This is a genomic window from Streptomyces sp. G7(2002) (genome assembly GCF_028870195.1).
Lineage (GTDB): Bacteria > Actinomycetota > Actinomycetes > Streptomycetales > Streptomycetaceae > Streptomyces > Streptomyces nigrescens.
This window is the reverse complement of the sequence record NZ_CP102609.1, coordinates 2,786,537-2,812,332: the sequence shown is the minus strand read 5'-3', so window position 1 is coordinate 2,812,332 and position 25,796 is coordinate 2,786,537. Positions and strand designations below refer to the sequence as shown.

Here is a 25,796-nt window from a genome sequence, read left to right as displayed (position 1 = left end):
CCCGCGGCCGTCGCGTCAGCCCGACTCGCGGGCCATGACGTGGAAGGTGCCCAGCCGGTGGGTCTCGGGCGGGGCGGCCGGGTCGAGGAGCAGGTCGGCGACCAGGCCGGCGATCCGCTCCGGGGGTGTGATCTCGGCGCGGACACTGGTCAGCCGGGGGCGCAGCAGCCGCGCCGGCAGCAGATCGTCCACGCCGACCACCGCGAGGCGGTCCGGGCCTTCGGCGCCGACGGTGTGGCCGGCGTCCTGGAGGGCGCGCATCAGCAGCATCGCGTACTCGTCGTTGTACCCGAACACCGCGTCCAGACCCAGCTCCGGCCAGGCGGCGGCCAGTTCCGCCGCGGACTCCTCGGTGCGGGCGAGGTCGAGCGGGCGCACCTGTGCGCCGGGGTGCGCGGCGGCCGCGGCCCGTACGCCCGCCAGCCGGAGCTCCGCGCAGTCCGCCGGCCCCGGCTCGGCGGGCCGCACCACCCCGATCCGCCGGCGGCCGCGGGCCAGGAGGTGTTCACCGGCCCGGAGTCCGGCCTCCCGCTGGTCGAGGAGGAGGGTGTGGGCGCCGGCTGGCGCCGACCGGCCGAGGACCAGGACCGCGGCGGTGCCGGCGCGGTGCAGCAGCTCGACGGCGGGCGCGTCCAGCGGCGGTCCGTACAGGTTCAGTACGGCGGCGGGCCGCAGTTCGGCCCAGGCGCGGGCGGCCGCCATGGGGGAGTGCGCGGGCGCACCGTGCAGCACGCCGGTGTAGCCGAGGCGGTGCAGCGCGGTCTGGAAACCGGCCAGGAAGCGGGTGATGAGGGGGCCGAAGACCTCGGCGGCGTCGGCGGGGGCGGCCAGCAGTACGATGCGGCCCCGGCCGGCCCGCAGACTGCGGGCGGCGGCGTGCGGCACATACCCCAGTTCCTCGGCGGCGGCCCGGACCCTGGCCTGGGTGCGCTCGCCGACCCGCCCGGCGGCCTGCCCGTTCAGGACGTAGGAGACCGTCGCGCGCGAGACCCCGGCGCGACGGGCAACCGCCGCACTGGTCGGGGGTGTTGGGGTGGCCCGTGGGCCGGCTCGGTCAGTCATCCTGCCGGGCATCCTCGCACAGCGGAAATCTCCGGCGGGTCGGGGCGGAGCGCGCTCCCCCGCTCAACTGACACGTGTAACGTCTGGCCGGTGTGAACCGGCCCGGGGAACGGGACCGGACCATCGGGAGTCGGAGAGCGCGGGAACCGAAGAGAGGCAGGGGCATGCAGTTGCACACCCACGAATGGGGCACCGGCGAACGCGTCGCGGTGCTGGTCCACGGTCTGATGTCCGATCACCGCACCTGGAACCGGGTCGGTCCGGCGCTCGCCGGCCGGGGCTACCGGGTGCTCGCCGTCGATCTGCGCGGCCACGGCCGCAGCCCGCGCGGCGAGTACGGCACCGAGCTGTTCGCCGAGGACCTCGTGGAGACCCTGCCCGCCGCCCCCGAGGTCGTCATCGGGCATTCACTGGGCGCGCTGGCGCTGTCCCTGGCGGTGGAGCGGCTGCAGCCACGGCGGGCGGTGTACTGCGATCCGGCCTGGTCGCTCGCCCGGCTCGGACAGCCCGTCGACCCGGCCCTGTTCGTCGCGTTCAAGAGGGCCGACCGGGAGATGGTGCGGACCTTCAATCCGCGCTGGAGCGACGCCGATGTCGATCTCGAACTGGCCACGGTCGCGGACTGGGACACCGGGACCGCCCTCGCACTGTCCGCCGTCCATCTGCAGGACCACACGCCCCAGAAGCCGGTCGTCCCGTCCCTGGTGCAGTTCGCGGGGGAGGGGTTCCTCTTCTCCGAGCAGGCGGCGGCCGAGCTGACCGAGCGGGGCTTCGAGGTGCGTACGGTGCCCCGCACGGGACACACCATCCACCGCGACGACTTCGACGGCTTCATGGCGGGCCTGGAGGGCTGGGTCTAGGAACCGGACCGCGAGCCTTGGGGCAAGTCGGCTTTCCGTCAGGTATCGCAGTCCAGCAGCGTCTTGCACAGCCCGCAGCGTGCCTGGAGCCGGCCGCGGACCGGGACCCGGATCCGCTGATGGCAGGCGGGGCACGGGAACGACACCCGCAGGGGCGACGGGCCCTCGAAGGCATAGCCCTCACCGGCGGCGGGCGGCCGGCCCGCGCGCCGCGGGTCCTGTGCCGCCCGGCGGTCCTTGGCGTAGCGCAGCCGGGCGGCCCACCCCGCCTCGGCGAGCGGCGGCCGGCGCAGGTCCTGGCGGGCCCGTGCCGCGCCCGCCGTGTACGCGTCGTACGCCTGCGGGCTGGTGAACCACGGCGCCGGGTCCTCCCCGAAGAACCGGGCCCGCTTGGCGAGGACATAGCCGAACTCCTCCGGCGTCAGATAGCCCAGCTTCTGCGAGAACGGGCCGTGCTCGCGGTAGGCGTCCAGCAGCAGCCAGCCCGCGCCGAGATAGGCGGCGGCGGTGTCGGTGAGGATCTCGTTGTCGCGGGTGCCGGGGAACGCCAGGTCCAGGCGGTGAAGGTAGACATGCATCACCTCGTGGGCCAGCGCGGCGCCGATGTCCTTGCGGTGCTTGGTGAAGCGCTCGTTGAGCTCGATGAAGTACTCCGGCCCCGCGGTGAGTTCGACATTCGCGGCGTGCTCCATCTCGCGGAAGGTGATGACTGCCCGCGCGTCCGGCAGATGCAGCTGCCGGACCATGGCGCGGGCCACCCGCTGCGCGCCCAGATGCAGGTCCTCGGTCTCGTCGAAGGCCACATCGACGGGCAGCACGCTGGTGCCGAAGGTGCTCACCGTGTCGTACGAAAGGCGTTTGAACAGCGCGTGGACGGCCGCGCGCACCGTGTCGAGGTGGGGGTATCCGTGCTCGATCTCTCTGCCGCCCGTGGTCACCCGGCCACTGTACGGGGGGCCGGGAAAGTCCGGTATGAACCGTACGGGGCGTGGCGCGTACGGGAGTTGGCCGGATGCGCACCCTTGTCACCCTGATCGGCCACTCCACATAATCACAGGGCGCTGTACGGACTCATCCCCCACTGGGTCCGGACGCCTCACGGCGTGCTGTCGTCCTCCATGTGCTGTGCGCGACGGCCACGTCCGGCTCCGGTGTTGGCATGGGCTCGTCATCGACGTGCAACCCCCCACGAAAGGAAGCCCGTTGCGCACCTACCGGAAGCACCTCAAGAGAGCCACCGCCGTCGGCGCGGTCGCCCTGGCCGCCTTCAGCCTCCAGCCCGGCTCGGCCTCGGCCGCGCCCGCCCCGGAACCCTCCACCAAGGTCGTCGGCGGCACCAAGGCCGACCAGGGTGAATTCCCCTTCATGGTCCGGCTGTCGATGGGCTGTGGCGGAGCCCTCTACGCCAAGGACATCGTGCTCACCGCGGCGCACTGCGTCGACGGGAGCGGCGACAACACCTCCATCACCGCCACCGCCGGCGTGGTCGACCTGGAGGACTCCGCCGCCGTCAAGGTCAACTCCACCAAGGTCCTCCAGGCCCCCGGCTACAACGGCAAGGGCAAGGACTGGGCGCTGATCAAGCTCGCCAAGCCGATAGACCAGCCCACCCTGAAGATCGCCGAGGACGACAAGCTCAACAACGGCGACTTCACCATCGCCGGCTGGGGCGCCGACAAGGAAGGCGGCGAGCAGCAGCGCTACCTCCTCAAGGCGACCGTGCCGTTCGTCGACGACGCCGCCTGCAAGAAGGCCTACGGCGACCAGCTGACCCCCGGTGACGAGATCTGCGCCGGCAAGCTGGACACCGGCGGCACCGACACCTGCCAGGGCGACTCCGGTGGCCCGATGTTCCGCAAGGACGACGCCGGCAAGTGGCTCCAGGTCGGCATCGTCTCCTGGGGCGAGGGCTGCGCACGACCCGGCAAGCCCGGTGTCTACAGCGAGGTGAGCGCATTCGCCGCCGACATCAAGAAGGCCGCGGGCGAACTGGGCGGCTGACCGCCCCCCCGCACACCGGGGCCCGGGGAGCCGCCCCCCGGGCCCTTCGCAGGGGGACCAAGGTCCCGGACCCCGGTCCCGGCCTTTGGTCCCCCCGCTCCAAGGACCTCGGTCCCGCAGCCCCGGGACCAAGTACCGCCTCCCGGGCGGGCCTTGTGCCGTCACGGATGACCGGACGGCCCCTGGGCGGCCCCGCCCGGGCTCCCTAGCGTGAACGGCATGACCACCGAGCCCCGCCGCCGTCCCCCGGCGCCCGACCGCCACCGCCGCACGACGGTCTGCGCCGCACTGCTCCTCGCCGCCTCCGCCGCGGCCCTCGCCTATGTCCTGCTCGGCGGACATCACGACCTCGTCGAGTCGCCGGACGATGTCCCCTCGAACGCGGTCCGGGGCTGAACTGCACCGCCTCACCCGGCGTCGGTCCACCGGACCGGCCCCGGCGGCCCCTGCGCGCATGCCGCGGGCCCCGCGCAGCGGATGGCCGACGAACCTGCCGCGGCACCGCGCCGCGGCCAAGGCCGGCCCGGCGCTGCTCCTGCTGTTCCTCGTCGGGCTGGAAGCCGTGGGGATGGCCCACCAGCCCGCCCGGCCGCACGCGACCATGGCGGCCATCGCCGTCGCGGTCTGTCTGTGCGCGGTGCCCTCCGTCCGGATCCCGCTGACCGTCCGGGCCGCCGCCGCGGCCGTGATCTCGCTGACGGGATCGGCGGTGCTGCTCGCCGGACCGCACCCCGCGCAGGTATGGGGCCTGGGCGAGGGCCTCGCCCTGCTCCTGCTGCTCGCCGGTGTGGTCCGCCGGGCGCCCGCCCGCACCGCCGCCGTCCTCGGCCCGCTGCTGGGCCTGGCCTGCGTCCTCACCCCGCTGCGGGACCTCCGGCCGGGCATCTTCACCGTCGTCCAGGCGGTGCTCACCGTGGTCGTCGCCGCCTACTCGCTGACCCTGCGCCGGCAGGACGCCCAGCGGCTGCGCGACCTCGCGGCGGTCCGGGCCGCCGAGCGCCTGGAACTGGCACGGGAACTGCACGACCTGGTCGCTCACCACGTCACCGGCATCGTCGTCCAGGCCCGCGCGGCCCGCTACACCGCCCTCGACGGACCGCCGGCCGGCGCCACCTTCGAACGGATCGAGACCGCCGGCAGCGAGGCGCTGGGCGCGATGCGCCGGCTGGTGCGGGTCCTGCGCGAGGACGGGGCGCGGGCCCACCCGCTCGCCGGGCTCGCCGAGGTCCGCGCGATGACCGACACCTTCTCCCGCACCGGCCCACCGGTCGTCCTCGCCCTCGAAACCGGCGCGGCGAACGCCCTGCCCGCCGAGGTGGCCGCGGCCGTCCACCGCATCGTGCGCGAGGCACTCACCAACATCCGCAAGCATGCGGCGGACGCCACCGCGGTACGCATCGGCCTGCGGTCCGTACCCCGCGGGGTGGAACTGCGCGTCGCCAACGACGGCGGCGCCCCCGCCCGCCTCTCCGAACAGGCCCGCGGCGGCGGCTTCGGCCTGGCCGGACTCACCGAACGGGCCGAGGCGATGGGCGGCCGGCTCACCGCGGGCCCCGCGCCGGAGGGCGGCTGGGAACTCACCGCCGTCCTGCCCCTCGACGGCGGGGCGACGGCCTGACCCGCGCCCGCCCCGCCCGCCGCACATCTGTCCAACACCTGCCCCTCCTTTGTCCATAGGCGCACGCCCCGCACCGGCAGCACGCTGTCCGCCGACAGGCAGTGCAGGCACGAAGGAGGACCGCGCGCGTGAACGAACAGACAGGTGCCCCGACCGGGCCCAGCCGCCGGAAGGTCGTCGCCGCCACCGCGCTCGCCGGGGTCGCCGGCACCCTCCCGCTCGCCCCGCGGACCGCCACGGCCGCACCCCGCGCGGCGGAGGCGGTGCTGCGGTCCGACGCGCTGGAGGTCCGCGTCGACACCGCCTTCCCGCGCATCGTCTCCTACACCGACCGCGGCACCGGCGCCGTCCTCCACGGCCAGGACACCCCCGTCAACCGGCTCCTCATCGACGGCACCGCCCACACCCCACGGGTCACCCACCGCACCCGCGCCGGCCGCGCCACCTACACCCTCGGCCTCGACGGCGGCGCCGGCATCACCGTCGAGATCGCCGTCCACGGCCGGCAGATCACCTGGCGGGTCACCGGCATCACCGACACCCCGGCACTGCGCATCGGCACCCTGGAGATCCCCGGCCTCGCGCTGCTAAGCGTCCGCAGCGACCAGCCCGGCGCCACCCTGCTGGCCGCCCGCATCGAACTCGACAAGGCCAAGAGCGGCGACACCCTCGTACAGGTCACCGACGACACCCCCGCCGAGGCCACCCCCACCGGCTGCGCCTACGCCGTCGTCGCCACCGGCCACCTGGCCGCCGGCATCGAGACCAACACCTCCTACGACCGGCCCGCCGGCACCACCACCTGGGAGAACGGCCGGCTGTGGCGGCAGACCACCCAGGGCGACGGCTTCGTCAGGGCGCAGCTGGGCTGCGGCCAGTGGACCCACCGGGCGGCCGGACAGCCGTCCCCCACTCCCGCCTCCTCTCCAGCGGGAGGCGCCCCCAACGCCACCGACCCGCTGCCGTACGCGACCGTCATCGTCACCCGCGACCGCAACGGCGACGGAACGGCCGACTGGCAGGACGCCGCCATCGCGCTGCGCGACATCATGGTGATGCCGCTGGGCGCCGACGCACAGCATCTGCGGGTCGTCCCGCACATCCCGTTCAACTTCGCCAGCCAGGCCACCAACCCCTTCCTCGCCACCCTCGACAACGTCAAACGGATCGCGCTGGCCACCGACGGGCTGCGGCAGTTCACCCTGCTCAAGGGCTACCAGTCCGAGGGCCACGACTCCGCACACCCCGACTACGGCGGCAACTACAACGAACGGGCCGGCGGCCTCACCGACCTCAACACCCTGCTGCGCGCCGGAAAGAAGTGGCACAGCGACTTCGCGGTGCACGTCAACGCCACCGAGTCCTACCCCGTCGCCCACGCCTTCTCCGAGCGCCTCGTCAACAAGGACGACAAGCAGTGGGACTGGCTCGACCAGTCCTACCGCATCGACGCCCGCCGCGATCTGGTCTCCGGCGACATCGCCCGGCGCTTCGCCCAGCTGCGCAAGGAGACCGACCCCGCGCTGAACACCCTCTACATCGACGTCTTCCGCGAGTCCGGCTGGAACTCCGACCGCCTCCAGCGCCATCTGCGCGACCAGGGCTGGCAGGTCACCACCGAATGGGGCCACGGACTGGAACGCTCCGCCCTGTGGTCGCACTGGGCGACGGAGACCGACTACGGGCCCGACACCTCACGCGGTATCAACTCCCGGCTGATCCGCTTCCTGCGCAACCACCACAAGGACGTCTTCGCCGACAAGTGGCCCACGCTGCTCGGCAACCCCCGGATGGGCAACTTCGAGGGCTGGGTCGGCAAGACCGACTGGCACACCTTCCACACCCTCATCTGGACCGACGCGCTGCCCGCCAAATACCTGCAGGCGTACCCGATCAGGACCTGGGGCGCACACGAGATCACCTTCGAGGGCCCCACCCGGACCTCCGTCAGCGACGCGGAAGGCGCCCGCAAGATCACCACCGACGGCCGGCTCGTCTACGACGACGGCACCTACCTGCTCCCCTGGGAGCCCCGGCGGGCCACCGACCCGGACCGGCTCTACCACTACAACCCCCGAGGCGGCACCACCACCTGGTCCCTGCCCCGCGGCTGGCGGGGCAGCGCAGCCGTCTACGCCTACCGGCTCACCGACCAGGGCCGCACCCAGGAAACCCGGGTCCCCGTCAGCGGCGGCCGGATCACCCTCACCGCCCGGCCCGGGGTGGCCTATGTGGTCCACCGCACCAAGGCCCCCGCCCAGGGCGACCCCCACTGGGGCGAGGGCACCCCGCTGACCGACCCCGGCTTCCACTCCGGAACCCTCGACGGCCGGCAGGTCACCGGCCCGGCCTCGGTCCGGCTCAGCAAGCTGGGCGACTACGAGCTGGTCATCGGCGCGGGCGCCGCCGCCACCGTCGCCCAGAAACTCGCCCGGCTCGCCCCCGGCAGCTACGCCGCCTCGGTCCAGGTCGAGGTCGGCGCCACGGCGGGCGAACGGCGACGGGCCGGCCTGGAGATCCGCACCGCCGACGGCCTCACCGCCACCAACTGGACCGACACCTCCACCGCCGGCAACTACGTCGCCGCCGACCGCAAATCCGGCACCCGTTTCCAGCGTCTCTTCACCCACTTCACCGTCCCCGAGGGCGGCGGCCCGGTCACCCTCACCCTGACCGCGGCGGCCGGCCGGGCCCGCGTCCGCTTCGACAACCTCCGCGTCGTGCCCGCCCGGCCCACCACCAGGAAAGGCGCCCTGGCCTACGAGGACTTCGAGCACGTCCCCCAGGGCTGGGGCGTCTTCGTCAAGGGCGACGCGGGCGGCAGCACCGACCCCCGCACCCATATCGCCCAGCGGCACGCCCCGTTCACCCAGCGCGGCTGGAACGGCAAGGCCGTCGACGACGTCCTCGACGGCGGCCAGTCGCTCAAGTCACGCGGCGAGAACACCGGGCTCGTCTACCGGACGATCCCGCACACCGTCCGCTTCACCCCCGGCCGCCGCTACCGGGTCACCTTCCGCTACGCGAACGAGAAGGCCGCCCAGTACGCCTGGATCACCGCCGTCGACGAGCCCGCACCCCGCGAACTGACCCGCACCCCGCTGCCCGTCGCGACACGGCCGGCCACCCACACCTACGAGTTCACCGCGCCCGACGCCGGCGAGGCCTGGGTGGGGCTGCGCAAGACGGGCGACGACGGGACCGCGGAGTTCGTCCTCGACACCTTCGAGGTCCGCGAGGTGTGACGACCGTGGGGGCGGCCACCCGCCCCCACGAAATCCTCAGCGCCCCGCCGCGCAGGGATACAGACCGGGCGCCCCCGCCTCTTCCCCCACCGGGGCCGGGGCGCCCTCCCACTCCCACACCAGCAGCTCGTTGACGCCCTCGCGCAGCACCGGACCCGGCACATACAGCGTGCGCTGCGGCCCCTCGTCCCAATAGCGCCCCAGACAGAACCCGTTGATCCAGGCGAACCCGTGCCGCCACCCCGGCAGCGCGAGACCGGCGTCACCGGGCCGCCCCGCCACGGTCAGCGTCCCCCGGTACAGTCCCGCGCCGCCACCGGCCCCCTCCACCGCCCGGAACGGCACCCGCGCCAACGCCCCGGCCTCCTCCAGCGCGTCCAGCCGCAGCCCCCGCGACCGCACGCCGTGCAGAAACTGCCGCTCGTGCAGCAGCCCGCCCACGATCCCCTTGGACTCGCCGAGCCGCGGACCGTAGTTGACCCGCCCCAGGGACGCCACCCACACCTCCACCGACGCCGGCCCGGCCACCTCCCCGACCACGGCGTCCTCGGTGTCCACCACCGCCCGCAGCTCCCCGTCGACCCACACCACCGCCCGGTCCCGCAGCCCGCGCACCCGCAACGGATACCGGCCCCGCGGCCCCGGCACCGCCACCCGGTAGCGCACCACCCCCCGGTCCACGCCCAGCTCCTCGAACGTCGCCGGACCGCCCCCCTCCACCTCCGCACCACCCAGGGCCGCCATCACGTCCTCGGCGGGCGCCCACTCCCCGACCACCGCCCGCACCGGGTCCGCCAGCACCCGCGGCGCCTCCGGCACCTGGGGCAGCGGCCCCTCCGCGTACCCGGCGAGCACCTCCCGGAACCGCCAGAACTTCTCCGTGGGCCGCCCGCGTTCATCGACCGGCGCCCCGTAGTCGTACGAGGTGACCGTCGACCGCAGCGCCCCGTCCTGCAGCTCACCCGCGCGGTTCGCGCCCGCCCACCCGCCGAAGCTCGTCCCGCCGTGCGCCATGTAGATGTTGACCGACGCCCCGCACTCCAGAATCTCCCGCAGCGCCCCCGCCGCCTCCTCCGGCGCCCGCGGCTCCTGTGCCCGCCCCCAGTGCGTGAACCAGCCGCACCAGAACTCCATACACATCAACGGCCCGCCCGCCTGATGGCGCCGCAGCGCCGCCAGCGCCTCCCGCGCCCCGGAACCGAAGTTGACGGTCGCGAGCACCCCCGGAACCCCGCCACCGCTGAGCATGTGGTCCTCGGGCCCGTCCGACGTGCACAGCGGCACCCGCACCCCCAGCGCCCGCAACCGGTCCACGAGCCACGCCAGATACGCGCCGTCGCTGCCGTACGAGCCGTACTCGTTCTCCGCCTGCACCATGATCACCGGGCCGCCCGCGTCACACTGCCGCGCCACGACCTGCGGCAGCAGCCGCCCGAACCAGGCGTCCACCGCCCGCAGATACTCCGCGTCCCGGGTTCGCACCCGCCGCCCCAGCGGCCCGGTCAGCCACTCCGGCAGCCCGCCGTTCTCCCACTCCGCGCAGATGTACGGCCCCGGCCGGACGATCGCCCACAGCCCCGCCGCCCGCGCCGCGTCCAGGAACCGCCCCAGCGCCTCCGGGTCCCGGAACTCACCGGGCCGCGGCTCGTGCAGATTCCACGGCACATACGTCTCCACACAGTTCAGGCCCATCGCCCGCAGCATCGCCAGCCGGTGGTCCCACTGCGCCTCGTGCACCCGGAAGTAGTGCAACGCCCCGGACAGCAGCCGCACCGGCCGCCCGTCCAGCAAGAAGTCCCGCTCACCCACCTCGAACCGCGTCACGTCACCCCGCCCTTGAGTAGTCGCCGCGCGCCACCGTCCGGGCGCTCACGGTCACCGGTCACCCTTGCCCTCTGGCGGCGTGACGGTCCATGGACAAAGATCGGCGGTGTTTGGACGGAGCGACGGGAGGCCCGGCGTGTACCACACCTGGATGCGGTACTTCACTCCGAGCCCGGTCCACCACCGGCTCGGCCTGGTGTGCCTGGGCGTCGGACTCCAGCACGGCACCCTCCCCACGGTCGGCCCGCGCACCCTCGACCACCACGTCGCCCTCGTCATCAGCGCCGGCCGCGGCTGGTTCACCGCCCCCGACGGCCGCCGCCGCCCCGTCACCGCCCCCGCACTGCTGTGGCTCGTCCCCGGCGTACCGCACCACTACGGGGCCGACCCCGAGACCGGCTGGGACGAGAGCTTCGTCGACTTCACCGGGCCCGCCGCCGCGACCTACACCGAACTGGGCTACATCGAGCCGGACCGCCCGCTCGTACCGCTCGCGGACACCGGCCCGGCGCGGACCGCCATCGGCCGGATCGCGCGGGCGGCCCGGCGCGGCAACCCCCTGCTGGAGGTGGAGACTTCCGCCGCCGTCCACGAACTCCTGGTCGCCCTGCGCCGCGCCCGCGCCGACACCGACGCCGACGGCGACCCCGTCCTCCAGGCCCTGGCCCGCGACGCCTTCCTCCCGCTCTCGGTCGCCGAGCACGCCGCCCGGCACGGCATGACCCCCGCCGAACTCCGCACCGCCGTACGGCGCGGCGCCGGCTGCAGCCCCAAGGACTACCTGCTGGCGATACGCCTGGGCCGGGCCAAGGAACTCCTGGTGGGCACCGAACTCCCGGTCTCTGCGGTGGCCCGCCGCGTCGGCTACGACGACCCGGCCTACTTCAGCCGCCTGTTCACCCGCCGGGTCGGCACCGCCCCCGTACGCTTCCGCGACCGCCAGGTCCACAACGTCCCCGGCGGCTGGTCCACCCAGATCCCGGACCCGGACGATCCACCGGTGGTGAGCGGGTAGCCGTTGGCTGGGGCCGGTTCGCCTACGGGGTGTGGGTGGTGGGTCGGAGGGGACGCCCGGTAAGCCTCCCCCAGCCTTCGGCCGGGAGGTGCCCCCACGGCGCGGGCGACGCGGGTCCCGGAGGTTGGGAGCCCCGTTGTTCGCTCCGGGTCCTGCGGGCGGCTCACCGGACATCCCCTCCGACCGCCGTACGTGCGCGGCTCTCCCGCCGTACCGATCACCGTCACGGCCGTACATCGCCCCCCTTGGCAGGGACCTGGCCATTCCGCTCGCAGATGGGGCGCGGCCAAGGTGGGTCTTGACGGACGGTGTCACCGGCCGGCAGTCGGCAACGCTGAACGGTTGGAGGGGATGTACCGGTGCCCGCCCGCAGGACTGGAGCGAACGCCGGGGCAATCAACTACACGTAGCCGCGTCGCCCGCGCCGAGGACGGGTACCGGTGCGTCCCCTCCGACCCCCGCGGCAACCACGCAACCCGCAAAACCCCAGCCCCCACCAAGCCGCACCGCCCCAGAAGCAAGTGACGGATCGGCCGCGCCACGAAGGGGCGCGGGGAACTGCGCGACCAGCCACAACCCACCCGCAGACAAACAACACCCCCCCAACCCCCCAACCCCCACACCCGCCAAACCCCCGTGCACCACCCACCGACCGTACGGCAGCATGACCCCATGCCCGCACTGCAGCGCGACGAGGCGCAGACCCGAGCCCGGCTCATCGACGTCCACCGCTACGACATCGCCCTCGACCTCACCCAAGGCGAGGACCGGTTCGGCTCCCGCACGGTCATCCAGTTCACCGCGCGAGCCGACGGCGACACCTTCGTCGAGCTCAAACCCGCCGAGCTGCACTCCGTCACCCTCGACGGCGACCCCCTCGACCCGGCCGCCCTCGACGACAACCGGCTCCCGCTCACCGGCCTCACCCCCGGCGCCCACGAACTGCGCGTGGACGCCACCATGCGCTACTCCCGCACCGGCGAAGGCATGCACCGCTTCACCGACCCCGCCGACGGCGAGAGCTACGTCTACACCCAGCTGTTCCTCGACGACGTCCAGCGCGTCTTCGCCGCCTTCGACCAGCCCGACCTCAAGGCCGTGTTCGCGGTCACCGTCACCGCCCCCACGGACTGGTCCGTCCTCGGCAACGGCATCGCCACCCAACGCGACCCCGGCCACTGGACCCTCGCCCCGACCCCGCTCATCAGCAGCTACCTCGTCGCGGTCGCCGCCGGCCCCTGGCACACGATCCGCACCGAACACGCCGGACTGCCCTTCGGCATCCACTGCCGCCGTTCGCTGGCCCCCCACCTCGACGCCGACGCCGAGGAAATCCTCGACCTCACCCGCCGCTGCTTCGACCGCTACCACGAGATCTTCACGGAGCCCTACCCCTTCGACTCCTACGACCAGGCCTTCGTCCCCGAATTCAACGCCGGCGCCATGGAGAACCCCGGCCTGGTCACCTTCCGCGACGAATTCGTCTACCGCTCCGCCGTCACCGACACCGAACGCCAGACCCGCGGCGTCGTGATCGCCCACGAGATGGCCCACATGTGGTTCGGCGACCTGGTCACCCTCCAGTGGTGGGACGACATCTGGCTGAACGAGTCCTTCGCCGAATACATGGGCTACCAGGTCCTGGCCGAAGCCACGCGGTTCACCGACACCTGGACCGACTTCGCCGTCGCCCGCAAGGGCTGGGGCTACGACGCCGACCAGCGGCCCTCCACCCACCCCGTCGCCCCCACCCCCGCAGACGTCCCCGACACCGCCTCCGCGCTCCTCAACTTCGACGGCATCTCCTACGCCAAGGGCGCCTCCGCGCTGCGCCAACTCGTCGCCTGGATGGGGGAGAAGGACTTCCTCACCGGCATCAACGAGCACTTCGCCCGGCACCGCTTCGGCAACGCCACCCTCGCCGACTTCATCGACTCCCTCGCCCGCGCCACCGACCGCGATGTCCACGCCTGGGCCGCACGCTGGCTGCGCACCACCGGAGCCGACACCCTCACCCCCGTCGTACGGGAAGCCGCGGACGGCAACTGGAGCGTGTCCGTCGAACAGACCGGAAGCCAGGACGGCACCCGCCCGCACCGGCTCACCATCGGGCTCTACGACCACGACCGCACCACCACGGGCCGCCTCGTGCCGCGCGAACCGCTTGCCTGGGACGTGCCCGACGACGGCGTCCACGCGGGCACCGGCGGCCGCCCCGCCCTGCTCCTCCTCAACGACCAGGACCTCACCTACGCCAAGGTCCGCCTCGACGCCGTCTCCTGGGACACCGCCCTCGGCGCCCTGTCCGGCCTCCCCGACCCGCTGACCCGCGCCGTCGTGTGGATGGCCGCCCGCGACATGGTCCGCGACGGCGAACTCGCCCCCACCGCCTACCTGGACGCCGCCCGCGCCCACCTCCCGTACGAAACCGACCTGGCCCTCGTCCAGGGCGTCCTCGCCTTCGCCCGCACCCAGATCGCCGACCACTACCTCCCGCACAGCGAACGCCGCACCGCCCTCGCCACCCTCACCGCCCTCAGCCGCGACATACTCCGGCGCACCGAAGGCCCCGAACACGGCGCCGAAGCAGGACTGCGGCTCACCGCCGTACGCGCCTTCATCGACAGCGCCACCACCCCCGAGGGCATCCAGGACTGGCTCGACGACGGCAGCGTCCCCGGCGGCCCCCGCCTCGACCCCGAACTGCGCTGGCGCATCCTCGGCCGGCTCGCCACCCTCGGCGCCACGACCCCCGGCGCCATCGACGCCGAACTCGCCCGCGACCCCAGCGCCACCGGCCGCGAGGGCGCCGCCCGCTGCCACGCCGCGCTCCCCGACCCGGCCGCCAAACAAGCCGCCTGGGACGCGCTGTTCACCACCGACGCCGGGGCCGCCCTCTCCAACTACCTCTTCACCGCCACCGCCACCGGCTTCTGGGCCCCCGAACAGCACGAGCTGCTCCGTCCCTACGTCGCCCGCTACTTCACCGACGTCCCCGCCCTCGCCGCCGCACGCGGCCCGGCCCTCGCCGCGGCCGCCGGCCGCTACGCCTTCCCCGACACCTTCGTCGAGGACGAGACCCTCCGGCTCGGCGAGGCCTGCCTCGCCGACGGCGACCCGAGCCCCGCCCTGCGCCGTAAGCTCCTCGACCAGCTCGACGACCTGCGGCGGGCCCTGCGGGTACGCGCCGCGGCGGGCAGCGCCTGACACACCACCTGACACACCACCTGACACACCACCTGACGCATCGGGCGCCGCCGGACCGGCAGCCGGCGGCACCCGAACACCTGCGGTACACCCGTACCACTTACGGGTGGTATGACCGCGACCAGTGGATACGCACCGTACAGGGAAAGTAACTTAGGGCCGCCTCAGGGCTCGTCCGCACCGGACCGCGGCCCGAACTCCCCTGACAGAAGAGCACATTGATGCCTGTGCCCCCTGCCGGCACCGCCCTCGCAGGCGGCACCAACGGCCCCCGCGCACTCCGCCCCCTCCTCGACACCGTCCTCGACGCCCTCACCACCGGCGCCGAGGACCGCGCCGGCCCCCTGCCGCCCGGCGGCCCCGAGACGGTCGCCCGCACCGTACGCGACGCCTGCCACCCCCTGCTCCCCGACCACGGCAGCGGCCCGCACGCCGCCCTGCGCACCCTCGTCCACACCCTCGCCGCCGGCGCCGCCGACCCCGCCGACCCGCACTGCGCCGCCCATCTGCACTGCCCGCCGCTGGCCCTCGCCACCGCCGCCGACCTCGCCGCCGCCGCCCTCAACCCCTCCATGGACTCCTGGGACCAGGCCCCCGCCGCCTCCGCCCTCGAAGCCCTCACCAGCCGCGCACTCGCCGCGCTGGTCTATCCCCAGGCCACCGACCCCGACGCCCTGGTCACCACCGGCGGCACCGAATCCAACCAGCTCGCCCTCCTCCTCGCCCGCGAAGCCGCCGCAACCGACGGCACCGCGACCGACCCCCACCGGCCCGCCCGCCCCCTGAGGATCGTCTGCGGCGCCAACGCCCACCACAGCATCCACCGCTCCGCCTGGCTCCTGGGCCTCCCCGAACCCCTCACCCTCCCCACCCCCGACGGCCTCCTCACCCCCGACACCGTCCACAGCTGCCTGGCCAACCTCGCCGGACGCACCGGCCCCGTCCTCCTCGTCGCCACCGCGGGCACCACCGACTCCGGCGCCATCGACCCCCTCCCCGCCCTCGCCGACCTCGCCGAACGGCACGGCGCCCGCTTCCACGTCGACGCCGCCTACGGCGGAGCCCTCCTCTTCAGCGACACCCACCGCGCCGCCCTGGACGGCCTCGCCCGCGCCCACACCGTCGCCCTCGACCTGCACAAACTCGGCTGGCAACCCGTCGCGGCCGGTCTCCTCGCCGTCCCCGGGCCCGCCACCCTGACCCCCCTCGCCCACCAGGCCGACTACCTCAACGCCGACGACGACACCGAAGCCGGCCTCCCCGACCTGCTCAGCCGCTCACTGCGCACCACCCGCCGCCCCGACATCCTCAAAATCGCCGTCACCCTCAAAGCCCTCGGCCGCCACGGCCTCGGCGAACTCGTCGACCGCACCCTCGCCGCCGCCCAGACCCTCGCCGACCTCATCGAGGCCCACCCCCGCTACGAACTCCACTCCCGCCCCACCCTCAGCACCGTCCTCTTCCGCCCCACCGGCGCCGACCACACCACCCTCGCCGCCATCCGCCGCACCCTCCTCACCGACGGACAGGCCGTCCTCGGCCGCGCCACCACCCCCACCGGCCTCTGGCTCAAAGCCACCCTCCTCAACCCCCACACCCAACCCGGAGACCTCACCACCCTCCTCAAACTCGTGGAAGGCCACACCCCCAGATGAGCAGCACTCCCGAAGCGCCCCTCACCACCGACACCACGAGCCCCGACGAACCCCTCGACCTCGCCGGCATCGGCATCGGCCCCTTCAACCTCTCCCTCGCCGCCCTCGCCCACCCCCTCACCCAGCTCCGCACCGCCTTCTACGACCAGCGCCCCGCCTTCCACTGGCACCCCGGCCTCCTCATCGACGGCGCCACCCTCCAAGTCCCCTTCCTCGCCGACCTCGTCACCCTCGTCGACCCCGCCAGCCCCTGGACCTTCCTCAACTACCTCAAGACCCGCGAACGCCTCTTCCCCTTCTACTTCGCCGAGCGCTTCCACATCCACCGCGCCGAATACGACGCCTACTGCCGCTGGGTCAGCGAAAAACTCCCCACCCTCCACTTCGGCCACCAGATCGACGCCGTCCGCTGGAACCCCGAACGCGAACTCTTCGAAGTCGACTTCACCCAGCTCGACACCGACGGCGAAGCCGAAGCCCTCGGCCGCACCTACGCCCGCAACCTCGTCCTCGGCATCGGCACCACCCCCCACATCCCCGTCCCGCTACGCCCCCTCGCCGACGCCCCCGCCGTCCCCGTGATCCACTCCGCCGACTACCTCGACCACCGCGAACGCCTGCTCGCCGCCGACCACCTCACCGTCATCGGCGCCGGCCAGTCGGGCGCCGAAGTCTTCCTCGACCAGCTCCGCGCCCGCCCCGCCGGCCGCGAAGGCCTCCACTGGCTCGCCCGCACCCCCGCCTTCGCCCCCATGGAATACAGCAAGCTCGGCCTCGAACACTTCACCCCCGACTACACCCGCTACTTCCACGCCCTCCCCGAACGCGTCCGCGACGACCTCGTCCCCGGCCAATGGCAGCTCCACAAGGGCATCGACCACGCCACCCTCGCCGCCGTTCACGACGAGCTCTACCGCCGCACCCTCGACGGCGGCTGGCCCGACACCACCCTCACCCCCGGAGTCTTCGTCCGCACCGCGGGCCGCGTCGGCACCACCAAGGTCGAACTCCACCTCGACCACCTCCAGCAAGGCACCCGCTCCCGCCTCACCACCGACGCCGTCGTCCTCGCCACCGGCTACCGCGAACGCCGCATGGACACCCTGCTCGCCGCCCTCGACCCCTACGTACGCCGCGACTCCGGCGCCCGCCCCCGCATCGACGCACACCACCGGCTGGTCCTCGACCCCGCCATCACCGGCTCGGTCTACGTCCAGAACGCTGAAACCCACACCCACGGCGTCGGCGCCCCCGACCTCGGCCTCGCCGCCTGGCGCAGCGCCACCATCCTCAACTCCCTCACCGACACCGCCCCTTACCCCCTCCCCACCCGCACCGCCTTCACCAGCTTCGGCCTCCCGCAGCCCTCGACGGGCCGCACGGGCACGGTCCCCCGGCAGGGCTCCACCCTCGTCCCGCGCCGCTGACCCGCACCCCCGGGCCTCCCGACAGCCCCCGCCCGGCGGCTCAGAACACCGGCACCCCGTCCCGCGTCAACTTCCAGTCCGCCGCGGCAAATGCCGCCGGATCGATCTCCCCGGTCTCCTGCACCCACCCGATCATCACGTTCCGGATCTCGTCCGACGTCGACCACACCTGCTCAGCAGCCGCCACATGCGGGAAATTACCGCCACCACTCGCGCGGTAATTGTTCACCGCCAGCACGAACCGCGCCGCATCGTCCAACGGCTTCCCGTCAAACATCAGCTTTCCGATCCGCTGCCCCGCCGGCTTCGCGATATCGACCTCGTACGACACCCCGTACACCATGTCGTAGTTGTAATCCGGGATACCGTCCGCATTCGTCACCTTCGACGGATCCACCGGGCCCCCACCGGCCGGCGTCCGCACGTAATACCGCGCCGAGAACTCCAAATACGCCCGCAGCTGAGCACCCGTCAACACCCGGGCCTCCAGAGTGTTGTCGAACGGATAGAGCGCCGCCATCGACCGGATCGTCACATCCCCCTCCGGCACCCGCGCGGTACGCGAAAAGCATGACGCCTGCGACAACACCGGCAACGACGCGGACGCCGAACCCGCCAGCGCCTTGCGCACCACCTCCGCCTGCACCCACGCGATGAAATCCAGAATCGGCGTGTCCTTCACCGGAGCCTCGGCCGCCGTCATCTCCGCCTTCGACCGGCCGATCACCCGGTTCACATACGCCACGACCTTCCGGTGCTCCGCCCGCAACAGACCCGTGATCCGCGCATCCTCCGCCACCGCATTCGAATTCAAGACCCGCGAACCCACCGACCCCACCTCCCAATGCCCGCGGCGCCACTCCACCACCACATCGAAAAGCGTCAGCCGCTGCCCCCACTTCAACGGCTCCGACAGCACCACCTCCCGGCCCGACTGCTCATTCCGCACCCGCCGCTCGGGAACCTCCACATGCGCATGCCCCACCAACACCGCATCGATCCCCGGCACCTGCTCCGCCACCAGCACCGCCGCATTCTCCACATACGGCAGCTGATCCCCGTACGACGACGTACCGCTCATCCCGGAATGCGCCGCGACGAACACCACATCCGCGCCCATCGACCGCAGCTTCGGCACCCACTTCGCCGCCTGCTCCACCAGCCCCGGAAACGCCAGCTTCCCCTGCACATGCGCCTTGTCCCAGATCGCGATCCCCGGATTCGTCAGCCCCAGCACCGCCACCGTCACCACCCGCCCGCGCGGCGACCGCAACCGCTTCAGCACATACGGCCGGAACGCCGGACGCAGCGACCTCGCATCCACCGCATTCGCCCCCAGCAGCGGAAAATCACAGCTCTCCTCGAACTTCCGCAGCACCGGAATGCCGTAATTGAACTCATGATTCCCCAGCGCCGCCGCGTCATAGCCGACCGCATTCATCGCCCGCGCCATCGGATGCACCGGACCGTCCGGATCCGTGATCGGATCCACCTTGGCGTAGTAATACGCCAGCTGCGTCCCCTGAATGGTGTCACCCGCATCGATCAGCAGGGTGTTGTGCCGGCCCTTCTCCTGCCGCACCTGCGTCACCAGCGTCGAAATCTTCGCCAGACCCACGTCATTGTGCGCCGCATCGTCGAACTCCGCGTCCGTGGCGTAGTCCCAGTTGAAGACATTGCCGTGCAGATCCGTCGTGCCCATGACCGTGAACGCATACCGCTCCCGACGGTGACCGCGCCCGCGCCCGCCCTGCTCCCGGACCTCCACCGCCTCCGCCGCCGGCGCCCCGCCCGCAAGGGCCACACCCGCCCCCGTCACCACAGAACTCCCCAAGAACTTCCTACGGTCGAGCGACATGCCAACTCCCTCGGACGCACGCGGAACCACACGGACGAACGCCGCCACACAGGGCGACGACGCGCGTAGATTCTGGCGCAGCCGACCCTCCCGGAACACCCCTCACACACGGCGGCCGAATGACCCGCCACCGGCCACCCCGATATGCGACCCTCCACCCACACCCCACCCTCACCCACCGATTTCACCCCCGGGAGCCACCCATGACCGACCCCGCCGACGACGCCCCCACCCCCGCCGTCCCCACCACCGGCACCACCCCCACCGCCCTTCCCTACGGCACCCCCGACACCCCCCGCCTCGCCGTACGCGGCGAAGCCCGCCTCGAAGTCGACCCCGAAATCGCCCGCATCGCCCTCACCGTCAGCGCCCGCGGCACCGACCGCACCGCCGCCCTCACCGACCTCACCCGCCGCAACGAAACCGCCCTCACCCTCATCAAGAGCTACGGCGACGCCATCGAAAAACTCGAAACCGGCACCTTCAGCCTCACCCCCGAGCTCACCGAAAAAGGCCGCCACGAACGCATCCGCGCCTACCACGGACGCGTCACCCACACCGCCACCCTCAACGACTTCACCCTCCTCGGCGAACTCACCACCCGCCTCGCCGACCTCGACCTCACCAGCGTCGACGGCCCCTGGTGGGCCCTGCGCCCCGACTCACCCGCCCACCGGGCCGCCCGTACCCAGGCCGTCCACGAAGCCGTCCAGCGCGCCCGCGAATACGCCGAAGCCCTCGGCGCCCGCCTCGAAGCCCTCCTCGAAATCGCCGACCTCGGCGCCGAGAACACCGCCCCCATGGCCGCCCCCGCCATGCGCTCCTTCGCCGGCTACGGCGGCGCCACCCAGGAATCCGCCCCCGCCCTCGATCTCGAACCCCAGCGCCAGGCCGTCTACGCCAACGTCAACGCGCGCTTTACGATGACCCGTCCCGTACTGTGAGACCACTCCGCGCGAGGGCTATATTCCGCTCATCGGAGCGCCTTCGCGCGCATTCCATTACTTGTCAACAGCCTTTCACCAAGCGCTCGTTGAGCAGTCACTTTCTTACAGTTCCCTACCGCCCGGTAAGTCATAGAGTCGAAACATGCGCCGAGCAAAGATCGTCTGCACTCTGGGACCCGCCACCGACTCGTACGAGCAGATCAAAGCCCTCGTCGACGCCGGAATGGACATCGCCCGCTTCAACCTCAGCCACGGCACCTACGCCGACCACGAGGCACGATTCGACCGGGTCCGCAAAGCATCCGAAGAAACCCGCCGCAGCGTCGGCATCCTCGCCGATCTTCAAGGTCCGAAGATCCGCCTCGGCCGATTCCGCGAAGGCCCTGTACTTCTCGAACGCGACGATGAGTTCACCATCACCGTGGAACCCGAGGTGGAAGGCGACCGCCAGATCTGCGGCACCACCTACCACGGCCTCGCCGCCGACGTCACCACCGGCGAATGCATCCTCGTCGACGACGGCAAGGTCACCCTCGAAGTCACCGGTGTCGACGGACCCCACGTCCACACCAAGGTCATCGAAGGCGGCATGGTCTCCGACCACAAGGGCCTCAACCTCCCCGGCGTCGCCGTCTCCGTCCCCGCCCTCTCCGAAAAGGACCGGGACGACCTCCGCTGGGCCTTGCGCTACGGCGCCGACATCATCGCCCTCTCCTTCGTCCGCAGCGGCCGCGACATCGAAGACGTCCACCGCATCATGCGCGAGGAGAACCGCTATCTGCCCGTCATCGCCAAGGTCGAAAAGCCCCAGGCCGTCGACAACATCGACGACATCGTCGCCGCCTTCGACGGCATCATGGTCGCCCGCGGCGACCTCGGCGTCGAAATGCCCCTCGAAACCGTCCCGATCGTCCAGAAGCGCGCCATCAAACTCGCCAAGCGCAACGCCAAACCGGTCATCGTCGCCACCCAGATGCTCGACTCGATGATCGACAACTCCCGCCCCACCCGCGCCGAGGCCTCCGACGTCGCCAACGCCGTCATCGACGGCACCGACGCCGTCATGCTCTCCGGCGAGACCAGCGTCGGGAAGTACCCCACCGAGACCGTCAAAACCATGAGCCGCATCGTCGAGGCCGCCGAGGAAGACCTCCTCGCCAAGGGCCTCCCGCCGCTCACCGAGGCCAACAAGCCCCGCACCCAGGGCGGCGCCGTCGCCCGCGCCGCCGCCGACATGGGCGACTTCCTCGGCGCCAAGTTCCTCGTCGCCTTCACCCAGTCCGGCGACACCGTCCGCCGCCTCTCCCGCTACCGCTCACCCATCCCGCTCCTGGCCTTCACCCCCGACCCGGCCACCCGCTCCCAGCTCAACGTCAGCTGGGGCGTGGAAACCTTCCTCGGCCCGACCGTCAACTCCACCGACGAGATGGTCGCCCAGGTCGACGAGCAGCTCCTCCGGCTCGGCCGCTGCCAGAAGGGCGACGTCGTCATCATCACCGCCGGCTCCCCGCCCGGCGTCCCCGGCTCCACCAACCTCGTCCGCGTCCACCACATCGGCGAGGACGACTCCCCGAAGTAGCCCCACCCGCACCGCGATCCCGCTGGGCCGAGGTATCTGACTGCCGTCCCTGTCAGTACTTCGGCCCGATGTGTCGGTCCATGAGGGCGACGGAGTTCTTGCGGGCCACGGAGATGTTGAACGGGTCGCTGCCGCGGGCGAGGACCGTCCACTCGACGCCGACCTTGGTGAGGGTGTCCGAGAAGAGCCGCCGGATGTCATCGGACTTGTTGGTGAAGAAGTACCGCGGATACTCGTAGCGTTTGCGCTCGCCGCCCACCATCCTGGTCGTCCAGTTGGTGATGCGGCAGCCGTCGGAGTGGATGAGCCCGCGGAGGAACTCCCAGGGATGCGCGTCCACGATCTGCTGCTGCCAGGCTTCGAGCACGATCGGCCGCTCGTGTTTCTTGCCGGGGCCGTGTTGCGGGAACATGCACCATAAGTGCTTCGAGTAGACCTTCACGTTGTGGCAGCCGGTCCTGCGCACCCGGCACACGGAGTTGTCGGGGAAGACCGCGCGCATGGCGGCTTCGCAGGCATCCATGAGGCCCGACCAGTCGTCACCGCAGGCGATCATGAGGCTCGGTACGCGATGGGCCGAGTACTGGATGATGTGGCCGTCGCCGAGGTAGAGGGCCAGGAGGTAGGCGTATGCCGCGGCGTCGAGGTCGCGTCCGTCGCAGCGTGGGCATTTGGGGTGGTGGGCGCCTGGGCACTCTCCGCGTTGGGCGCGGTCCATGTGCAGCCAGTAGCCGACGGTGCCGAGGGGGACGCCCAGGGTGCGGGCCACGTCTGCGTTCTTGGCTCCCGCGCGGAGCTGGGCGAGTGCCTGGTGTCGCACACCCGTGCCGTGGAGGTTCATGACATCACTGTGCGTGATGCATCATGAGCACGGGGCGAAAATGCGTGCGAACCACGCGAAGGTGAAATTCCGCTTGTTCTAGGGTGCCCGGTGTGGGATTCGAACCCACATGCCCAAGGGCACGGCTGTTTGAGAGCCGCGTGTCTGACCAGTTCCACCAACCGGGCCGGTTGCGAGAGACACCCTACCGTGTGCAGCTCTACGGTCGCCTCTAGGTAGGCTGCAATGGCACCACCTGCCTGGAATGAGGAGTCCCGTGAGCGCCGCCGAGCCCGAGCAGCCCGTCGCCGATGACGATCAGTCGCACGTCCCGCCGCTGACCACGCGCGTCGTGATCGCCGAGGACGAGGCCCTCATCCGTCTCGACCTCAAAGAGATGCTGGAGGAGGAGGGCTACACCGTCGTCGGCGAGGCCGGGGACGGCCAGACCGCCGTGGAGCTGGCCCGGGAGCACCGTCCCGACCTGGTGATCCTGGACGTGAAGATGCCGGTGCTGGACGGTATCTCGGCGGCCGAGAAGATCGCCGAGGAGAGCATCGCGCCGGTGCTGATGCTGACCGCGTTCTCGCAGCGTGAGCTGGTGGAGCGGGCGCGGGACGCGGGTGCGATGGCGTATCTGGTGAAGCCGTTCTCGAAGAGCGATGTGGTTCCGGCGATCGAGATGGCGGTGAGCCGGTTCACCGAGCTGAAGACGCTGGAGAACGAGGTCGCTGACCTCACGCAGCGGCTGGAGACCCGGAAGCTGGTGGACCGGGCGAAGAGCATTCTGCAGACGCAGTACGGGCTGACGGAGCCGGCCGCGTTCCGGTGGATCCAGAAGACGTCGATGGACCGCAGGCTGTCGATGCAGCAGGTGGCCGAGGCGGTCATCGAGGACGCCGAGGAGAAGAAGCAGCAGAAGGACCAGTAGGACGAGTAGGGCTCGTAGCGAGCGCGCGGCCCCGTACCGGTGTTGACCGGTGCGGGGCCGCGCGCGTTGATGGTGCGCTGTGTCAGTCCTCGCCGAGGTAGGCCTTGCGGACGGATTCGTCGTGGAGGAGGGAGGCGCCGGTTCCGGAGTGGACGATGCGGCCGATTTCCATGACGTGTCCCTGGTCGGCGAGGGAGAGCGCGGCCTGGGCGTTCTGTTCGACGAGCAGGATGGTGGTGCCTTGGGAGCGGAGTTCGCGGATGGTCTCCATGATCTTCTGCATCATGATCGGGGAGAGGCCCATGGAGGGCTCGTCGAGCATGAGGAGTTTGGGGCGGGACATCAGGGCGCGGCCCATGGCGAGCATTTGCTGTTCGCCGCCGGAGAGGGTGCCGGAGGCTTGCTTGCTGCGTTCGCCGAGGATGGGGAAGAGCTCGTAGACGCGCTGGATGTCTTTCTCGATGCCGTCGGCGTCCTTGCGGAGGAAGGCGCCGAGCTTGAGGTTTTCGGCGATGGTGAGGCGGGGGAAGAGACGGCGGCCTTCGGGTGAGTGGGCGAGGCCGCGTTCGACGATCTTGTGGGCGGGGACGCCGTTGAGCGGTTCGCCATCGAAGGTGATCTTGCCGGCGAGGGGCTTGAGGAGGCCGGAGAGGGTGCGCAGGGTGGTGGTCTTTCCGGCGCCGTTGGTGCCGATGAGGGTGACGGCCTGGCCTGCTTCGACGGAGAACGAGATGCCTTTGACGGCTTCGATCTTGCCGTAGGCGACGCGGAGGTCCTCGACCTCGAGCAGTGCGGTCATGGGGTGTCTCCGGTCTGTCCCTGGGCCGGCCGGTCTGCGGGGGCCGCTCCGTCTGCTGCGTCGGGTTCTGCTGCCGGGTCCGGGGCGTCGGGTCCGGCCGGGTCCGGCGCGGCTGCCGGGCCGGTGGCCTGGTCGGGTGCCGCGACGTCCTCGACGGGGGTGCCCAGGTAGGCGGCGATGACGCGTTCGTCCGCCTGGACGACTTCCGCGGTGCCTTCGACGAGTTTCTGTCCTTGGACGAGGACGGCGACGCGGTCGCACATGTTGAAGATGAAGCGCATGTCGTGCTCGATGACGAGGACGGCGATGCCCTGTGCGCGGATGGCGAGGACGAGGTCCTGGGTGGCGCGGGTTTCCTGGGGGTTCATGCCGGCGGTCGGTTCGTCCAGCAGCAGCAGTCCGGGTTCGCTGGCGAGGGCGCGGGCGATTTCGAGCTTGCGTTGTTCGCCGTAGGGGAGGTTGCGGGCGAGGTGGTCGCGTTTGTGGGCGAGGCCGGTGAATTCCAGGAGTTCCATGGCGCGTTGTTCGCTGCCGCGCTCGGCCTTCTTGAATCCGGGGCCGCGCAGCAGTGCGGACCAGAGCCCTTCCTTGGTGCGCGTGTGCCGTCCGACGAGGACGTTTTCGAGGACGGTCATGTTGGCGAAGAGCCGGATGTTCTGGAAGGTGCGGGCGACGCCGGCCTGGGTGACGAGGTGGGGTTTGCGGGAGAGGCGGGTGCCTCGGTAGCTGACGGTGCCTTCGGTGGGCACGTAGAGGCCGGTGAGGCAGTTGAAGAAGGTGGTTTTGCCGGCGCCGTTGGGGCCGATGAGGCCGACGATTTCGCCGGCGCCGACGGTGAGGTCGACGCCGCGTACGGCGGTGAGTCCGCCGAAGCGCATGGTGACGCCGTCGGCTCGCAGGACGGTGTCGGTGTCAGTGGCGGGTGTGAGGCTGGGTGATGTGGTCATG

At 71.8% G+C, this 25,796-nt stretch carries 19 protein-coding genes and 1 tRNA gene; 12 read left to right on the top strand and 8 right to left on the bottom strand.

All coding sequences use genetic code 11. The features are described 5' to 3' along the window. Positions 1-15: 15 nt before the first annotated feature. Complete coding sequence (locus tag NUT86_RS11475; RefSeq protein ID WP_274734976.1) at positions 16-1,062, bottom strand: LacI family DNA-binding transcriptional regulator; 1,047 nt, start codon at positions 1,060-1,062, stop codon at positions 16-18. A 164-nt stretch (positions 1,063-1,226) separates the two neighbouring features. Between NUT86_RS11475 and NUT86_RS11470 the strand changes: the two genes are divergently transcribed. Then, positions 1,227-1,922: an alpha/beta fold hydrolase gene (locus tag NUT86_RS11470; protein WP_018090327.1), complete on the top strand. Its 696-nt coding sequence runs from the start codon at positions 1,227-1,229 to the stop codon at positions 1,920-1,922. A gap of 38 nt (positions 1,923-1,960) precedes the next feature. On the opposite strand, the gene NUT86_RS11465 is transcribed toward NUT86_RS11470, so the two are convergent. Further along, a complete protein-coding gene (locus NUT86_RS11465) occupies positions 1,961-2,860 on the bottom strand; it encodes a hypothetical protein (RefSeq protein WP_159488630.1) in 900 nt (299 codons plus the stop codon). Positions 2,861-3,125: 265 nt separating this feature from the next. On the opposite strand from NUT86_RS11465, the gene NUT86_RS11460 reads away from it, so the two are divergent. The 4 genes from NUT86_RS11460 to NUT86_RS11445 all read left to right on the top strand — a co-directional run bounded on the left by NUT86_RS11460 (position 3,126) and on the right by NUT86_RS11445 (position 8,786). Continuing rightward, positions 3,126-3,923 (top strand): S1 family peptidase, encoded by a 798-nt coding sequence (locus NUT86_RS11460; protein ID WP_266446287.1) that lies wholly within the window; start codon positions 3,126-3,128, stop codon positions 3,921-3,923. A 219-nt stretch (positions 3,924-4,142) separates the two neighbouring features. Then, complete coding sequence (locus tag NUT86_RS11455) at positions 4,143-4,319, top strand: hypothetical protein (protein ID WP_018090330.1); 177 nt, start codon at positions 4,143-4,145, stop codon at positions 4,317-4,319. A gap of 58 nt (positions 4,320-4,377) precedes the next feature. After that, a complete protein-coding gene (locus tag NUT86_RS11450; protein WP_274734969.1) occupies positions 4,378-5,541 on the top strand; it encodes a sensor histidine kinase in 1,164 nt (387 codons plus the stop codon). A 128-nt stretch (positions 5,542-5,669) separates the two neighbouring features. Next, the gene (locus NUT86_RS11445) at positions 5,670-8,786 is read left to right on the top strand and encodes an endo-alpha-N-acetylgalactosaminidase family protein (protein ID WP_274734967.1); all 3,117 of its coding nucleotides are present in this window, start codon (positions 5,670-5,672) and stop codon (positions 8,784-8,786) included. 36 nt (positions 8,787-8,822) lie between these two features. Here NUT86_RS11445 and NUT86_RS11440 read toward each other — a convergent pair whose 3' ends face one another. Further along, positions 8,823-10,610 (bottom strand): glycoside hydrolase family 35 protein, encoded by a 1,788-nt coding sequence (locus NUT86_RS11440; RefSeq protein ID WP_274734965.1) that lies wholly within the window; start codon positions 10,608-10,610, stop codon positions 8,823-8,825. Between the two features lie 136 nt (positions 10,611-10,746). On the opposite strand from NUT86_RS11440, the gene NUT86_RS11435 reads away from it, so the two are divergent. The 4 genes from NUT86_RS11435 to NUT86_RS11420 all read left to right on the top strand — a co-directional run bounded on the left by NUT86_RS11435 (position 10,747) and on the right by NUT86_RS11420 (position 17,914). Continuing rightward, positions 10,747-11,625: a helix-turn-helix domain-containing protein gene (locus tag NUT86_RS11435; protein WP_018090334.1), complete on the top strand. Its 879-nt coding sequence runs from the start codon at positions 10,747-10,749 to the stop codon at positions 11,623-11,625. A gap of 672 nt (positions 11,626-12,297) precedes the next feature. After that, positions 12,298-14,832, top strand: coding sequence for an aminopeptidase N (gene pepN, locus NUT86_RS11430; protein WP_274734962.1), 2,535 nt, complete (start codon positions 12,298-12,300; stop codon positions 14,830-14,832). 221 nt (positions 14,833-15,053) lie between these two features. Further along, complete coding sequence (locus tag NUT86_RS11425; RefSeq protein WP_026169755.1) at positions 15,054-16,487, top strand: pyridoxal phosphate-dependent decarboxylase family protein; 1,434 nt, start codon at positions 15,054-15,056, stop codon at positions 16,485-16,487. After that, positions 16,484-17,914 carry a lysine N(6)-hydroxylase/L-ornithine N(5)-oxygenase family protein gene (locus tag NUT86_RS11420; RefSeq protein WP_190076404.1) on the top strand — a complete coding sequence of 477 codons (1,431 nt, stop codon included), beginning with the start codon at positions 16,484-16,486 and terminating at the stop codon, positions 17,912-17,914. The genes NUT86_RS11425 and NUT86_RS11420 overlap by 4 nt, the downstream gene beginning before the upstream one ends. A gap of 40 nt (positions 17,915-17,954) precedes the next feature. On the opposite strand, the gene NUT86_RS11415 is transcribed toward NUT86_RS11420, so the two are convergent. Further along, on the bottom strand, positions 17,955-19,772 hold the full coding sequence (locus tag NUT86_RS11415; RefSeq protein ID WP_274734959.1) for a bifunctional metallophosphatase/5'-nucleotidase: 1,818 nt from the start codon (positions 19,770-19,772) through the stop codon (positions 17,955-17,957). 203 nt (positions 19,773-19,975) lie between these two features. Here NUT86_RS11415 and NUT86_RS11410 point away from each other — a divergent pair, with 203 nt between their 5' ends. Together NUT86_RS11410 and pyk are read left to right on the top strand one after the other, a co-directional pair. Next, positions 19,976-20,716: an SIMPL domain-containing protein gene (locus NUT86_RS11410; protein ID WP_274734958.1), complete on the top strand. Its 741-nt coding sequence runs from the start codon at positions 19,976-19,978 to the stop codon at positions 20,714-20,716. Between the two features lie 145 nt (positions 20,717-20,861). Next, positions 20,862-22,298 (top strand): pyruvate kinase, encoded by a 1,437-nt coding sequence (pyk, locus tag NUT86_RS11405; protein WP_266446310.1) that lies wholly within the window; start codon positions 20,862-20,864, stop codon positions 22,296-22,298. A 52-nt stretch (positions 22,299-22,350) separates the two neighbouring features. Here pyk and NUT86_RS11400 read toward each other — a convergent pair whose 3' ends face one another. Together NUT86_RS11400 and NUT86_RS11395 are read right to left on the bottom strand one after the other, a co-directional pair. Further along, complete coding sequence (locus tag NUT86_RS11400; RefSeq protein ID WP_274734955.1) at positions 22,351-23,139, bottom strand: helix-turn-helix domain-containing protein; 789 nt, start codon at positions 23,137-23,139, stop codon at positions 22,351-22,353. An 84-nt stretch (positions 23,140-23,223) separates the two neighbouring features. Beyond that, positions 23,224-23,306 (bottom strand) — tRNA-Leu (locus tag NUT86_RS11395). A gap of 77 nt (positions 23,307-23,383) precedes the next feature. Here NUT86_RS11395 and NUT86_RS11390 point away from each other — a divergent pair. Next, positions 23,384-24,049 carry an ANTAR domain-containing response regulator gene (locus tag NUT86_RS11390; RefSeq protein ID WP_086021823.1) on the top strand — a complete coding sequence of 222 codons (666 nt, stop codon included), beginning with the start codon at positions 23,384-23,386 and terminating at the stop codon, positions 24,047-24,049. Positions 24,050-24,131: 82 nt separating this feature from the next. On the opposite strand, the gene NUT86_RS11385 is transcribed toward NUT86_RS11390, so the two are convergent. Beyond that, complete coding sequence (locus NUT86_RS11385; protein ID WP_018090342.1) at positions 24,132-24,848, bottom strand: ABC transporter ATP-binding protein; 717 nt, start codon at positions 24,846-24,848, stop codon at positions 24,132-24,134. After that, positions 24,845-25,795 (bottom strand): ABC transporter ATP-binding protein, encoded by a 951-nt coding sequence (locus NUT86_RS11380; protein ID WP_274734951.1) that lies wholly within the window; start codon positions 25,793-25,795, stop codon positions 24,845-24,847. Before NUT86_RS11380 ends, NUT86_RS11385 begins: the two co-directional genes overlap by 4 nt. Between the last annotated feature and the right edge of the window lies 1 nt (position 25,796).

Excerpts from the sequence above, each read along its gene's own strand:
- NUT86_RS11470 (WP_018090327.1), top strand. The coding sequence starts at position 1,227 with ATGCAGTTGCACACCCACGAATGGGGCACCGGCGAACGCGTCGCGGTG.
- pepN (WP_274734962.1), top strand. The coding sequence starts at position 12,298 with ATGCCCGCACTGCAGCGCGACGAGGCGCAGACCCGAGCCCGGCTCATC.
- NUT86_RS11380 (WP_274734951.1), bottom strand. The coding sequence starts at position 25,795 with ATGACCACATCACCCAGCCTCACACCCGCCACTGACACCGACACCGTC.
- NUT86_RS11450 (WP_274734969.1), top strand. The coding sequence starts at position 4,378 with ATGCCGCGGGCCCCGCGCAGCGGATGGCCGACGAACCTGCCGCGGCAC.
- NUT86_RS11415 (WP_274734959.1), bottom strand. The coding sequence starts at position 19,772 with ATGTCGCTCGACCGTAGGAAGTTCTTGGGGAGTTCTGTGGTGACGGGG.
- NUT86_RS11400 (WP_274734955.1), bottom strand. The coding sequence starts at position 23,139 with ATGAACCTCCACGGCACGGGTGTGCGACACCAGGCACTCGCCCAGCTC.
- NUT86_RS11390 (WP_086021823.1), top strand. The coding sequence starts at position 23,384 with ATGAGGAGTCCCGTGAGCGCCGCCGAGCCCGAGCAGCCCGTCGCCGAT.
- NUT86_RS11410 (WP_274734958.1), top strand. The coding sequence starts at position 19,976 with ATGACCGACCCCGCCGACGACGCCCCCACCCCCGCCGTCCCCACCACC.
- NUT86_RS11425 (WP_026169755.1), top strand. The coding sequence starts at position 15,054 with ATGCCTGTGCCCCCTGCCGGCACCGCCCTCGCAGGCGGCACCAACGGC.
- NUT86_RS11455 (WP_018090330.1), top strand. The coding sequence starts at position 4,143 with ATGACCACCGAGCCCCGCCGCCGTCCCCCGGCGCCCGACCGCCACCGC.
- NUT86_RS11385 (WP_018090342.1), bottom strand. The coding sequence starts at position 24,848 with ATGACCGCACTGCTCGAGGTCGAGGACCTCCGCGTCGCCTACGGCAAG.
- NUT86_RS11475 (WP_274734976.1), bottom strand. The coding sequence starts at position 1,062 with ATGACTGACCGAGCCGGCCCACGGGCCACCCCAACACCCCCGACCAGT.
- NUT86_RS11420 (WP_190076404.1), top strand. The coding sequence starts at position 16,484 with ATGAGCAGCACTCCCGAAGCGCCCCTCACCACCGACACCACGAGCCCC.
- pyk (WP_266446310.1), top strand. The coding sequence starts at position 20,862 with ATGCGCCGAGCAAAGATCGTCTGCACTCTGGGACCCGCCACCGACTCG.